Source organism: Burkholderia sp. Bp9015 (assembly GCF_003853505.1).
GTDB lineage: Bacteria > Pseudomonadota > Gammaproteobacteria > Burkholderiales > Burkholderiaceae > Burkholderia.
In genome coordinates this window covers 100,266-112,742 of sequence record NZ_QTPZ01000008.1, presented here as the reverse complement: position 1 = coordinate 112,742, position 12,477 = coordinate 100,266, and the positions used below count along the sequence as shown (strand labels likewise).

General features: G+C 60.2%; 12 protein-coding genes and 1 pseudogene. 8 read left to right on the top strand and 5 right to left on the bottom strand.

Annotated elements, in window-relative coordinates; translation table 11 throughout:
• Positions 1–44: 44 nt before the first annotated feature.
• From DIE12_RS11395 to DIE12_RS11380, 4 genes and pseudogenes are all read right to left on the bottom strand, one after another.
• Entirely contained in the window at positions 45–587 is a 543-nt protein-coding gene (locus DIE12_RS11395; protein WP_185641240.1) for an IclR family transcriptional regulator C-terminal domain-containing protein, read from the bottom strand.
• Positions 562–1,197, bottom strand: a pseudogene (gene istA / locus DIE12_RS11390) (IS21 family transposase); the annotation flags it as partial. The pseudogene istA and the gene DIE12_RS11395, both read right to left, overlap by 26 nt.
• Before the next feature lie 486 nt (positions 1,198–1,683).
• Positions 1,684–2,844: a porin gene (locus tag DIE12_RS11385; RefSeq protein ID WP_124551235.1), complete on the bottom strand. Its 1,161-nt coding sequence runs from the start codon at positions 2,842–2,844 to the stop codon at positions 1,684–1,686.
• A 70-nt stretch (positions 2,845–2,914) separates the two neighbouring features.
• Positions 2,915–3,472: a VOC family protein gene (locus tag DIE12_RS11380; protein WP_124551234.1), complete on the bottom strand. Its 558-nt coding sequence runs from the start codon at positions 3,470–3,472 to the stop codon at positions 2,915–2,917.
• 173 nt (positions 3,473–3,645) lie between these two features.
• Between DIE12_RS11380 and DIE12_RS11375 the strand changes: the two genes are divergently transcribed.
• From DIE12_RS11375 to DIE12_RS11355, 5 genes are all read left to right on the top strand, one after another.
• A complete protein-coding gene (locus tag DIE12_RS11375; RefSeq protein WP_124551255.1) occupies positions 3,646–4,491 on the top strand; it encodes a fumarylacetoacetate hydrolase family protein in 846 nt (281 codons plus the stop codon).
• A 118-nt stretch (positions 4,492–4,609) separates the two neighbouring features.
• Complete coding sequence (locus DIE12_RS11370) at positions 4,610–5,926, top strand: MFS transporter (RefSeq protein WP_260429018.1); 1,317 nt, start codon at positions 4,610–4,612, stop codon at positions 5,924–5,926.
• A gap of 70 nt (positions 5,927–5,996) precedes the next feature.
• The gene (locus DIE12_RS11365) at positions 5,997–6,785 is read left to right on the top strand and encodes an SDR family NAD(P)-dependent oxidoreductase (protein ID WP_260429017.1); all 789 of its coding nucleotides are present in this window, start codon (positions 5,997–5,999) and stop codon (positions 6,783–6,785) included.
• Between the two features lie 73 nt (positions 6,786–6,858).
• Positions 6,859–7,608, top strand: coding sequence for an IclR family transcriptional regulator (locus DIE12_RS11360; protein WP_124551233.1), 750 nt, complete (start codon positions 6,859–6,861; stop codon positions 7,606–7,608).
• Positions 7,609–7,680: 72 nt separating this feature from the next.
• Positions 7,681–7,956, top strand: coding sequence for a hypothetical protein (locus tag DIE12_RS11355; protein ID WP_124551232.1), 276 nt, complete (start codon positions 7,681–7,683; stop codon positions 7,954–7,956).
• Positions 7,957–8,324: 368 nt separating this feature from the next.
• On the opposite strand, the gene DIE12_RS11345 is transcribed toward DIE12_RS11355, so the two are convergent.
• On the bottom strand, positions 8,325–8,483 hold the full coding sequence (locus DIE12_RS11345) for a transcriptional regulator (protein WP_124551231.1): 159 nt from the start codon (positions 8,481–8,483) through the stop codon (positions 8,325–8,327).
• 560 nt (positions 8,484–9,043) lie between these two features.
• On the opposite strand from DIE12_RS11345, the gene DIE12_RS11340 reads away from it, so the two are divergent.
• The 3 genes from DIE12_RS11340 (at position 9,044) to DIE12_RS11330 (ending at position 12,365) form a co-directional block, all read left to right on the top strand.
• Positions 9,044–9,790, top strand: coding sequence for an SDR family NAD(P)-dependent oxidoreductase (locus tag DIE12_RS11340; protein ID WP_260429016.1), 747 nt, complete (start codon positions 9,044–9,046; stop codon positions 9,788–9,790).
• A gap of 111 nt (positions 9,791–9,901) precedes the next feature.
• A complete protein-coding gene (locus DIE12_RS11335) occupies positions 9,902–11,266 on the top strand; it encodes a cytosine permease (RefSeq protein ID WP_124551230.1) in 1,365 nt (454 codons plus the stop codon).
• Positions 11,267–11,360: 94 nt separating this feature from the next.
• Positions 11,361–12,365 carry an AraC family transcriptional regulator gene (locus DIE12_RS11330; protein WP_124551229.1) on the top strand — a complete coding sequence of 335 codons (1,005 nt, stop codon included), beginning with the start codon at positions 11,361–11,363 and terminating at the stop codon, positions 12,363–12,365.
• Positions 12,366–12,477 lie beyond the last annotated feature (112 nt).

Here is a 12,477-nt window from a genome sequence, read left to right as displayed (position 1 = left end):
CAATCGGCGGTCCTCGGCGTTCCAATCGGGCCACGCTAGCCGATTCACCGAACCGAGTGCACCTGATTGGGCCGACTTGCTTCCAGAACCTTTGTCCAGGCGGGATCGCGAACCTGTCGGCCAATTTCGCGCGCGTGCGATTCCACCTCTTCGATCATCCGTTTCGACAGTTTGGCGTCTGCCGCCGCGCTTGGGTACGAAAGGGAAAAACCGATCACCTCGCCGTTTCCGGGGTCGCTGACCGACGTAACGATCGAGGAAATACCCGGCGTGGCGAAGTCTTTCACGTATACGACCGGAAGGCCTCGTACAGCGGCGATATTTTCGAGCAATACGTCGCCGCGAACGCCATTGCACGTGTCGTCGATCGACCGGTATCCGAGCTGCTCCAGGACCTCTGCGTCGGTTTTGCGCGCGAGAATGACGCGCCCGACGACCGAGTCGTTCGCGGGCTTGTGCAGCTTGACGCCCCCGGCATGCTGCAGCGGGTACGTGCCGTATTTCGACGCCACAAGCACCCGGTCTGCGCCGGAAACAATTCCCGCGTGCCCCGTGAAGCCAAATGTATCGGTGAGTTCGCCGATCAACCTTGTCCACAGCGGTCTTCATGTTGTCGTAGATGCCGCGCCGGGGCACGCCGCCGAACGCGGCGAATGCGCGGGCGTGTGCGTCGAACAGCATCTCGTGACTCTGGGTGGGATAGGCGACCAGCCAGAAGGCGCGGCTGGCGTTCAGCTTGACGTGGGCGACCTCCAGGCGTCGCCGCAGGCCGCCGATGAAGGCGTATTCACAGCTCCAGTCGAACTGGAACGCCTCGCCGGGCTCGAAGGCCAGTGGTACGTAGGCCTTTCTGCGTGGAGCTTCGGCCTGCTCCTCATGCCAGCGCCGAACAAACGCGCTGACGCGGCCGTAGCTGCCGGCATAGCCCTCGCCGCGGATCGCCTCGAACATGAACCGCGCAGTGCGCCGGTCACGCTTCGGGCGATGACTGTCAGCCCGCAGCCAGCCCGTCAGCTGTGCGGCCCACTCGTCGACGACGCTTGGACTGACGCGCTTCGGATACTTCGGCTCGACGGCATCGGTCTGCCGCAGCCAGCTGCGCACCGTGTTTCGGGACAGGCCCGTACGCCTCGCAATCTCGCGCAGCGGGACCTTCTCGCGGAAATACATCCGCCTGATCTTGGCCAATATGCCCACCGTGATCACCTTTGTATCCCCTGCTCAAGGATTGAGCAGGGCATTCAATCACGTGGGTCAAAATTCGATGAAAATTGCACCCCTTAGTGGGTCAGTTCTGCGTGGACATCAACAGGCAAATCGCTCCGCGGGGATCGAGTGCCGCAGGATCACGTGCTCTTGTCGATCGACGCAGTGCAACTGAATAACAAGCTTTACTAGATCCACCGCCATTCTGGATACCGCTTCCATATCTGATCTCCTCATCGAATCGTCGGCGACTCGCGTCATCGTGCTCTTGCCGGAGCGAAAGTCCCTGGCATTCGGACACGAACGGTCAGCCCTGTCCAGAAAACTCAAGCGGCCTAGGTTCCACTTAAAATCTCGGAATCCTGTCGGAACAGGCGGCGCCGCCTCACTGACGAGGTTTCCAACCCATGCCAAGATGAAAAGGAAGACAGACACGCGCCTGCCCCCCCGAATCACCTGATCGCCCATATGGCGCGATCAGAATCGGTGCCGCACGCCCACGCGAGTCACATACTGATTCGAACTGTTCGATGCGGAGAATCCATCGAGATTGGCTACGGCGGACTCGCCGAGCGAATCGGTCCCGGACGCGTGCTGATACTGCGCCAGGATATAGACATCAGTCCGCTTGCTCAGTGAATAGTCGATGGTGAAGCCGCCTTGATGGTAGCGCGCGCCGCCCTGCTCGTCGTGTGGCCGGCTCCATGTGTAGTGGTACACGACTCCGGTGTACAAACTCGGTGTGACGGCATAGAGCGCATTGACTTCGCCGTTAAAGAACAGCACGTCATCGTGGTAATGGAGTCGATTGGGGCCGGCATCCGAACCGAGGTTCGAGAAGCGCGTGTGGCTGAACGAACCGCCAAGCGTCCATTTGCCGACCTGATACGTTCCGCCGAGAGCATAAATCTCCATCCGTTCCGCGGAAAGATAGCCGCTGAATACGGGCGGCGCAACGAGCAGGGTGCCTTTCGCCGCGCCGGATCCATCCATGCTGGCGGTGTTGATGCGGTTGAAGTTGGCATAGCCCGCTCCGAGGTTCAGCGAGCGATTCTGGTAATGCACACCGGTCGACCACATCGCATTACGTGACATCGATCCTGCCTGATTGCCGAATCCATAGACCCCGCCAAAGGAGAATCCATTAAAGCTCGGACTCAGATATTTGACCGCGTTGTTCGTCTTGTACGAGGAGTCGAGATTGTCGACATCGCCAGGGTGCGTCGCGATTACGCCGCCAAAGCGGTTCGACGCATTGGCTTGCCACAGATAGTCACCAAAAATGTCCCACTGGCGGCCGAGCAGGACTGAGCCGTATCGGTCGCTGACGAGACCCACGTAAGCGTGCCGGCCGAACAGGCGCCCGTTCTGAGCGGCCTTTCCGCTCATGACGTCAAAGCCGTTTTCCAGCGAAAACTGCGCGCGCAGGCCTCCACCAAGATCCTCGGTGCCGTTGAGCCCCCAGCGGCTCGAACTCAACGTGCCGCTCGTCGCGCTCGTCATGCTATGTCCCGCGACGTTGCTCACATAGTTGACCCCCGCATCGACGATGCCGTAAAGAGTCACTGAACTTTGTGCGTGGGCGCTCGCCGCGCCAAACGCGACTACCCCGGCCACCAGGGGCAGGTAACGTTTCATCTGTGTCTTCCTTTGTTTTAGATTTATTTGCCGCGCGTTTGCGCGTCTTTTGTCTTGTCTCTGCCGCCGTCTACCTGGTCGCGTCTTCCTCCATCCGTTGTGCCATGCGCGCGCGCCACGTACTGCGCGCCTCGAACCCCGGCAAGCTGCGCGCGTGAGTTTCGACCTGTTGCATCAAAACGTCTTCCGGCTGGCACAAATCGATGTCCACCTTCATCGGTTGTGACACGTACCAGGGCGTATCGGTGAAGAGTTCTAGCCGGTTGCCTTCCGGGTCGCGCACATAGAGCGAAATCGCGTTGCCGTGGGTGACCGGCTTGATTTCCTGCATGTCGAGGTCCACGAGGCGTCGGTAGAACGCACACAAGGTCTTGAGGCTGTCGGCCCTGAACGAAATCTGGTTGATGACATTGAAGTGCTCGCCGTTGGGCCGCCCCGTCGCGAGCACAACCTGATGGTGCTCGTCGGGATCGCGGCTCAAAAACACCAGATCGACCCAGCCATCCGCCCCCGGCAAACGCCCGCGGTCCGTCACCGTGAAGCCGAGCACGTCGTGATAGAAGCGCTCCATGCGCCCAGGATCCAGGACGTACAGGCCGACATGGCTAAAGTTCAGTCCCACTCTCATTGTTTTCTCCGTTTTTGTCTTGAAGTGACAATACATCAAGAAAATATTTGATGTAAAGCAATTTGATGTGTATATTTTGTCACCAGCGGGGTCGCGCCAAGGTTCCGGTCGCGTTCCTTTCGGCCTATTCGCACTGTTTGTCAATCGGACGGGCAGGTATCCATGGAGGAGCAATGAAGTTCATTAGTTACGTGCGCAATGCAAAGCCCGGTGTGGGCGCAGTGGTCGGCGATGGCGTGATCGATCTGGGCAGCCGGATAGGCCACACGGATCTGGGTGGCGCGCTGCGCACGCTCGGTCTCGACGCGCTCAAAGACAAGGCAGCCAGTGCCAGCGCCGACTTCGCGATGAGCGAGATCGAGGCGTTTCGTCCGGTCGTGGCCGATCCGGGTCTCATCGCGTGCGCGGGTCTCAACTACGCCGCGCACGTCGCCGAAACGCGGCGCGAAGCGACCGAGCGGCCGACCATCTTCCTGCGCGTGAACGAATCGCAGCTCGGTCACGAGCAGGAGATGAAGATTCCGCCGGAGTCCGCCAAGCTCGATTACGAAGGCGAGATCGCTGTCGTGATCGGCAAGGGCGGCCGTCGCATCGCCGAGGACAGGGCCTACGAGCACATCGCCGGCTACAGCTGCTACAACGATGGCAGCGTGCGCGACTGGCAGTTGCATACGTCGCAATGGATTCCAGGCAAGAACTTTCAGGGCACCGGGGCGTTCGGTCCATGGCTCGTGACGACGGATGAGATTCGTGAAAGCGATGTGCTGACGCTCGAAACGCGCCTGAACGGCGAAGTGATGCAGCGCGCCAATACCGATCTGCTGCTGTTCCCGATCGCGACGCTGATCTCGTATGTTTCCACGTTCGTGACACTCAATCCGGGTGACGTGATCGTCACCGGCACGCCGGGCGGCGTTGGCGCGAAGCGTCAACCGCCGGTCTTCATGAAGGCCGGCGATATCGTCGAGGTGGAAGTCAGCAAGGTAGGTGTGCTACGCAACCGCGTCGCTGCTGAGTAAAACTGACTGCACGTAGAGAGAGAAGGAAGCCTTTTTCCAGGGCCATCGACGGTTGCACCGCTGTGCGCGCGAACCGTCGATCTGGAAAACAGCATCTAATATTGATTGGAGCGAGACAATGAGCTACACGGCAGACGGGATAGCGGGCGTATCAGGGTCCGCGGGGCAGGGCATGACGCGTGCGCAATGGCGCATGGTGTTGCTGGCCAGCCTCGGCGGCGCACTGGAATATTATGATTTCGTGGTTTATGGCTTTTTCGCGCACTACATCGCGAAACAGTTTTTCCCGGAGGCTTCGTCGTTCATCGGCCTGCTGCTTTCGTTCGCGGTGATGGCCATTGGCTACTTCATTCGACCGCTAGGCGGGATCGTGCTCAGCAGCATCGGCGACCGCTATGGCCGACGCAGGGTGTTCCTCGTTTCGATCGCCGTCGTCAGTGCGGTGACGTTTTGCATGAGCTTCCTGCCGAACTATGCGAGCTGGGGCATCGCCGCGCCGATCATGCTGGTTTTGCTGCGCGCGGTGCAGGGTTTTTGCATCGGCGGCGAAATGCCGGGCGCGATTACTTACGCGGTAGAAGCGACGCCCGCACGCGCGGGCCTCGCGGTCGGCATCATCATCGCAACGCTGAACTTCGCGGGCCTGCTGGCCAACGGCGTCAATGTCGCGGTGCAGACGCTGCTCACGCCGGAAAACGCCGCACTTTATGGCTGGCGCATCGCGTTCTTCCTCGGCGGGCTTTTCGGTCTCATTTCGTACTGGATGCGCCGCAATCTAGAAGAGTCGCCGGAGTTCAAGAAAATGCAGGGCTCGGTCGTCAAGCAACCGTTTCGCGAGACGATTCGCACGCACGGTGGCGCGGTCCTCGTCGGCGGGCTGTCGATCGCGACGATGGGCGGTTTCACCGGCATTTTCTATGGCCATATGCCAGCGTTCCTGGCGCAGCAAGCCGGCTATGTGCCGCGCGACGCCGCCGTCGCCCAGAACATTTCGCTGATCGTTGGCGCATTCGGCCTGCTGGCCGCAGCATGGCTCGGCGACAAGATTCCGCGCCGCCACATTTTGCGCGTGTCGGCGGCGCTGCTCGTGGCGCTGAGCTGGCCGTTCTATGTCGCGCTGACCTCGCACTCTGTGAACCTGATCGTGCTGTGCTCCCTCGCGTGGCTGGTGTTCTCGCTGACGGCCGGTACCTGGGGTGCCGTGCTCGCGGATCTTTTTCCCGTCCACGTGCGCTTTAGTGGCATTGCGTTGTGCTACAACGTTTCGGTTGTGGTCTTCAGCAGCTTCGCACCGATTGTTGCGTCCGTGCTGATTCAGGAGACCGGCTCGCTCAACGCGCCTGCGCTTTACGTCGCGGCCATTTCGGCGATTGCCTTCGTCGCGAGCTTCGGGATCAGGCGCGCACAGGTGCGCGCTCAACAGCCCGCTGCATAAGAAACGCGCGCCGCAATTTATTCCATCGACGGGCATGGGCTAGGTCGATGTCCGTTCTTATTGATGCTGGGTGAAGACAGTGAACAGATATGAAAACAAGGTAGTTCTGGTTACGGGTGGCGTCGGCGCGTTCGGCATGGCGATCGCGACGCGTCTCGTCGAGGAGGGTGCCTCGGTGGTGCTCGGCGATCTTTCCTTACCGGGCCAGGACGCGATCAACACGATGTTCGGCGCTGCGGGCCGCGTGCACGGCGTGCAGCTCGACGTGACGAGTCCCGAAAGCTGGGAACTGGCTATTGCCGAAACCCGTCGCCGCTTTGGCCGTTTCGACATGCTCGTCAATAATGCGGGAACGCTGTCGCCGGCCCCGGCCGTGTTCGACGAGATCGGCCTTGACGAATGGCGGCGTGTCTTTTCGGTCAACGTGGACGGCTGCTTTCTCGGCGTTCAGGCTGCACTCAAGGCCATGAAATCCTCAACGGAAGGCGGCGCCATCGTCAACATGGGTTCGATCGCGGGCTACGTTGGCTCAAAGGACAACGGCGCCTACGGCGCGAGCAAGAGCGCGGTGCGCAATCTGACCAAGCAGGCGGCGATCAGCGCAGCCCGTTTTGGTTACAATGTTCGCGTCAACGCCGTGCATCCGGGCTATGCCTGGACACCGCTCGTCGAGGCGAAGCTCACCGAGCAGTATGGGAGTCGCGATGCGGCCATGCAGTTCATGCGCTCGCTCAATCCGATGGGTAAAATCGTCGAGCCGCGCGATGTGGCGGCTGCTGTTGCCTACCTCGGCTCCGACGACGCACGGATGATCACCGGTGCAGACCTGATCGTCGATGCGGGGCGGTTGAGCCAGTGACCGGCTGGATGGAGCGGTGCGAAGCCGCTTCCCCAATGGGCGCAGCCATGATCACATAGAGACAAAGCATTTCATGACTGCTTTCAACAAGTTGCTTTCGATTCTGGACCTGTTCAGCGAACAGTCACCGTTTCTGACGGCCGATCAGATCGGCGAAAAACTGGGATGCTCGGCTTCAACAGCATACCGGTATGTTCGTGAACTGCTCGCCGTCGGGCTGCTGGCCAAACATGTCGGCAGCGAATACAGGCTGGGCCCGAAAATCATCAAGCTCGACTACGAGATACGTAATTCCGATCCCGTGCTCTCGGTCGCGCAACCCATCATGGCCGAACTCGTCGAGCGGGTTGGCTTCGACGTTGTCATATCGCACTGGTTCGATCATGAACTCGTGGATACGCATCGCGAGACCAAGGACCCGGCGCTTGCCCTGAAATACGGCCGCGGCCGGCCCCGGATGCTGTTTCGGGGCGCCGCGCCCAAGGTGGTGATGTCAACCTTTCCCCGCGCACGGCTGCTTGCACTATACGAAACGCACGAGGAGGCGATCCGGGCAAGCGGCATGGCCCAGTCGTTCGAGGAGTTGCGCTCGGTCCTGTGGGCCATACGCAAGGCGGGGCACTATGTTTCCCATGCGGAAGTCGAGCCAACCGTTGCTGCCATCGCGGTGCCGGTTTGCGCGGACCGGTCGGGTGTCGCGAGTGCAGCGTTGCAGATCGTCATGCCGGTTTCCCGGCTCGAATTCACGAACGTCGAGCGCCTGATCGAAGCACTCAAGGAAGCCGCCGCCATGGTCAGTGCACGCAGTGCAAAAGCAGAATGAGACTCTGCCTTGTTCTGTTGCCCACCTTACCCGTGAAATCTTGGCGTATCCGGTTTTTTCGCGGTTGAGGGCGTGCAACGACATTACAATCGAAAAACGGTTTTTGCGGTCGACAAGACCTCGAAACCGCCTGCAATCATACTCATGCAAAACCGCATTTTGCGGTTGATACAGGTCAGGGGCGGTGTTGAAGATACCGAATCCGCTCTCTGGCTCTGGCCATCGCGTCACGGTCAGGCGCTGCTCCTGCTGATCCTGACGGTGACGCGCACAAGTAAGGTGAAGGTCGCCCGGCCCGACGAGTTAGCCTCGATGCGAAGGTATGGACAATTCCGTGCGCTCGGATGAAGTACGAGGTCGAACTGCGCGTGCCGCTCTGCGATGAGGCCGTCGAGCTCGTGTGCAGGCAGATTGATAGCCACGCAAAGTGAGGATGGCTGTTTCCCGGCGACAAGGAAGGGAAGCCGCTGTCGAACATGTCGATGCTGCTGCTTCTGGCCGGATGGAGCGTGCCGACATCACCGTGCATGGTTTTCGATCGACGTTCCGGGACTGGGTCGCGGACTGCATTGACTATCCGGCTTCACTGGCCGAGCAGGCGCTCGCACATACCATCATCGTCGATGACGGTCTCCGGGTACCGGCGCCGAGATATGCTCGAGGGCCGGCGCGGGGTGATGGAAGATGCGCGGGCCGTGCATCGAACGTGCTGCCCTTCACGCAGCCGGTGACTGATGCGTAGCGTCCGCGACCAGCGCGAGGCCGGGGCGCTTCCCTGCGCGCTCGGCGAGCTGCGCATCAATGCCCTCCTCGAGCCATGCAGAGCGGCTGAGCACGAGCTCGAATGGTTTCGGGAATGTGCCGGTCGCGATCATGCGGTAGAGCGTCGATTGACCGTGCCCGCTGCTTCGTCATATCAGGGACGCGATACTTGCCTGCGCCATCAATTCTGGTCGTGGAGCGCGGATCTGCTGGCCGGCAATCGTTCCGCAATTGTCATCCCGCGGCAGCGCCCTATAAGCGTGCCCATCGTTCCACAGCGCACTCTGCGCGAAACGCGGGGCGGCTACTGAGAACTAGGCATTCCAGGGGCGGCTCGCACCAGCGACGCCGCTGCACGGTGCTCCCATCGATTCACGCCGAGCACGCCGTTGTACACGTCCGTAATTATCAGGCACCCTGATAAAATGCCGCGTCGCAACATTTTTGTGAGGTTGTGTCACGATGCACTGGCTAACGCGACATCTGAGCCGGATTCCCCTGTAAAAATATGAGGAATGAGCCGATCGTCATACCCTTCTATGACGCCAATCCGATCGGGTCAGCGCTTTCCTGCACTCACGGGATAGGGCGCGCACCGTAGGGAGGTGATCAGCCAAATTGAATCGCTATTCTCAGCCACGAACTTCCTGAATCGAAACAACATGAGGATTCGATGATGCTGATGGATAACAAGGTTGGACTCGTTACGGGCGCCGGTTCCGGCATGGGGCGCGCAGCAGCGCTTGCGCTGGCGCGCGAGGGCGCGATCGTGATTCTTGCCGGACGCGGCGAGGACAAGCTCGCCGCCGTCAAGAAAGAAGTCGAGGCAGCGGGCGGCGTTGCCGAGATCAAGCCCGCAGACGCTTCGCGCCGCGAGGACAATGAGGCACTCGTCGCTTTCGCCGAAGCCCGCTTCGGCCGGCTCGACTTCGCCTTCAACAACGCCGGCGGTCACGCCGACTTCAAGCCGATCGACCAGACGAGCGTCGAAGAAGCGGAATGGGTCATCGATCTGAACTTCAAGGGCGTCTATTACGGCGTGAAGTACCAGACCGAGGCCATGTTGCGCGCTGGTGGTGGCGCGATTGTCAACAATGCGTCGATCTTCGGGCTGCGAGGAATGGACGGCATCGCGCACTATGTTGCCAGCAAACACGCCGTCGTGGGACTCACGCGCGCTGTCGCGAAGGAATACGCGCAGCGTGACATCCGCGTCAACGCCGTTTGTCCTGGCGCGACGCAAACGCCCAACTACATGCGCTCGACGGGCGGCGATGTGCATCTGCTCGATGACGCGATTCCGATGCGCCGCCTTGCCCAGCCGGAGGAAGTGGCGCAAGCGGTGGTCTTTCTGCTGTCGGGGCAGAGCTCGTACGTGACCGGCGCCGTATTGTCGGTGGACGGCGGCATGAGCATCTGATGCACGCACGCGGGCGCTCGTGAGCGCGCCCGCCCGGACGTGACGCAATTAATTTGTGAAGCAGTCCATATGATTGTGGGGAATGACGCGAACGCGTAGAGGGGAGTCATAATGCCAGGTACGTTGGTCCAGGAAGCAGCAAGCGAGGAAGATCTTTCAACCGAAAGAATCGGTATAAAAGGGCGGATGCCAAAGCTGTCGTTGACGATGGCCTGGTGGTCGCTGTGCAGCACGATGGTGCCTATTGTGATCGGCGCGACGCTCGCGCTCCACTTCGGGGCGTTGAACGCGATCATCGGCATGGTGCTTTCTGTCGTGGTCTATTCGTCAGCCAACTACGTCATCAGCCGCTTTGCGCTGCGCACCGGGCTCTCTGTCGCGCTCTTCTCGCGCGTCCTGTTCGGGCGCGTCGGTGCGCTGCTCGCCACGCTGATCTTTGCCGTGACGGTGATCTATTACACGGTTTTCGAGACTTCCGTGATGGCTGTGGCCGTCAACACGCTGTTTCCGAAGATATCGTTCCAGATCGCGGCGCTGCTCGTGATCGTGTATTCGGTGCCGCTTGTCTTCGGCAGTGTGCAGCACTGGCTGGACAAACTTAATGGCGTCCTGCTGCCGTTTTATATTTTCGGTTTGTTCGCAGCCGTTGCAATGGCAACTTACGAGTACGGCTACAACCCGAACTGGATCGATTTCGGCGCGGGCCGGAACGGCTCCCCGAACGGCTCCCCGAACGGCTGGTGGGACTGCTTCGTCGCTTACATGGGCGTATGGACCTTCATGATGGCCGCCTTCGACTTCGCGCGCTTCGGCAGGAAGGAAGACGAACGATACCATGCGCTCTTCAACTTCGGCGCGCCGTTCTGGGTTATGACACTCGTGATCAACGGCGTGATCGGCATCTACCTCGTCAGCGCGATTCCCACGAGCGGCCCGCTCTCCGAACTGTCCGTGGTGATGGCGCTGCTCAAGCTCATGGGTATCGGCGGCTTCCTGTTTCTGTGGATCACCCAAACGCGTATTAACACGGCGAATTACTATCTCGCCACTGTCAACACACATGCCTTCTTCGAAAAGGCATTGGGTTTGAAGTTACCCAAATTCGTCTGGGCGATCGTTGTTGGCGTGATCGTCTACGCCCTTACATTGTCCGGCCTGTTCGCCAATCTGCTCAAAGCGCTGCAATACCAGGGCGTGTTCGTTGTCGCGTGGGTCGCGATTGCGCTGACACACATCATTTCCACACGCTATGAAGATCCGTTCGGCGGCGACGACGAAGCGATCGAAGCGGTGCCTGCGTTCAACGTCATCGGCCTGAGCGCATGGTTCGTGGCTGCGGCCGCGGGCATCATCGTGATGAACCAGTCACCGAACATCAGCGGCTCGTCGGCTCCCGTGACATTCGTAGTTGCCGCAATTGCCTATCGATTTTTGACTACCTATTCTAGACGGGCAGTACAGGCAGGGCAGGTCTAGCCGCCTGGCCCAAGTGGATGCGCGCCTCGGGGATTTCCGAGGCGCGTCTGTTTTGCGAGTGCGAAGTATCGTGGATTCGACGAGGAGAGGCGCGATGAGCTTTTTGACTGGTTTTTCAGCGACATCGCCCGAGACCGTACTGTCCCAATTCCCGTTGTGCCGGACCACGAATATCGATGAAGCAGTGTCGTGGTGCGAACGCGTGTTCTGCGAGAGCGAGATTCGCAGCTCGGGTGTCGACGACAAGATCGATGCGACGATCTTTTACCGCAAACTGGGTTGCGCCGGCATCGGCCGCATGAGTTACGGCGCGAACGTTACCATCACGCCACGGACATTCGAATCGTTTTTGCTCGTACAGATGCCCATTCGCGGCGAGGAACAAGTCGAGTTCGACGGCCATCGCTGGGCATGCACACCCACACAAGGTCTGGTGCTGAACGCGCATGCGCAGACGCGTATTTACCACGACGCGGGTACCGAGAAGCTGTTCGCTCGCATCGACTCCGAGTTGTTGAACACATGCTGCCAGCAGGCGCTGGGCCGATCGCTGCGCAAGCCCATAGAATTCCAGCCGATCATGCCCCTGCACGAGCCGGGCAGCCAGCAATGGATGCGGACGTTAGGCTGGCTCTTCGACGCGCTCTCGACCGACATGACCGAGCTCCCTCCGCTGATGCGCACGCAGATGGAGCGCACGCTTGCCGTGACCCTGCTGATTCATCAGCCGAATAACTACAGCGCCGAGTTGCGCGCGGGCGACGAGCGCTCGATCACCCCCGCTTTTGTGCGCCGTGCCGAGCGCTTCGTCGAGGAGCACGCGCAGGACGCCATCACGATCGGCGATATCGCCGCGCATGTGGGCGTGAGCACCCGCTCGCTCTACGCGGGCTTCAGGCGCTATCGCAACACCTCGCCGATGCAGCATCTCAAGGACGTGCGTCTGCGCCGGGTCTTCGAAGAATTGAAGGTCATGTCGCCGACGAAAGGCACCATCGCATCGGTGGCGTTCAACTGGGGTTTCAATCATCTCGGACACTTCAGTGCCGATTACAAGCGCCTTTTCAACGAGACGCCTTCGCAGACGCTCGCTCGCTGATTTTTCTTGCACTGTCCGGATAGAGTTGCATTGATTCGATAGGAGTGTTGATCGGTTGCTGCCTATGATGGAACCAACGTTCGATTCAGATAGAACTAAACGTAGTCATCAA

Excerpts from the sequence above, each read along its gene's own strand:
- DIE12_RS11385 (WP_124551235.1), bottom strand. The coding sequence starts at position 2,844 with ATGAAACGTTACCTGCCCCTGGTGGCCGGGGTAGTCGCGTTTGGCGCG.
- DIE12_RS11380 (WP_124551234.1), bottom strand. The coding sequence starts at position 3,472 with ATGAGAGTGGGACTGAACTTTAGCCATGTCGGCCTGTACGTCCTGGAT.
- DIE12_RS11375 (WP_124551255.1), top strand. The coding sequence starts at position 3,646 with ATGAAGTTCATTAGTTACGTGCGCAATGCAAAGCCCGGTGTGGGCGCA.
- DIE12_RS11370 (WP_260429018.1), top strand. The coding sequence starts at position 4,610 with ATGAGCTACACGGCAGACGGGATAGCGGGCGTATCAGGGTCCGCGGGG.
- DIE12_RS11360 (WP_124551233.1), top strand. The coding sequence starts at position 6,859 with ATGACTGCTTTCAACAAGTTGCTTTCGATTCTGGACCTGTTCAGCGAA.
- DIE12_RS11345 (WP_124551231.1), bottom strand. The coding sequence starts at position 8,483 with ATGATCGCGACCGGCACATTCCCGAAACCATTCGAGCTCGTGCTCAGC.
- DIE12_RS11340 (WP_260429016.1), top strand. The coding sequence starts at position 9,044 with ATGATGCTGATGGATAACAAGGTTGGACTCGTTACGGGCGCCGGTTCC.
- DIE12_RS11335 (WP_124551230.1), top strand. The coding sequence starts at position 9,902 with ATGCCAGGTACGTTGGTCCAGGAAGCAGCAAGCGAGGAAGATCTTTCA.
- DIE12_RS11330 (WP_124551229.1), top strand. The coding sequence starts at position 11,361 with ATGAGCTTTTTGACTGGTTTTTCAGCGACATCGCCCGAGACCGTACTG.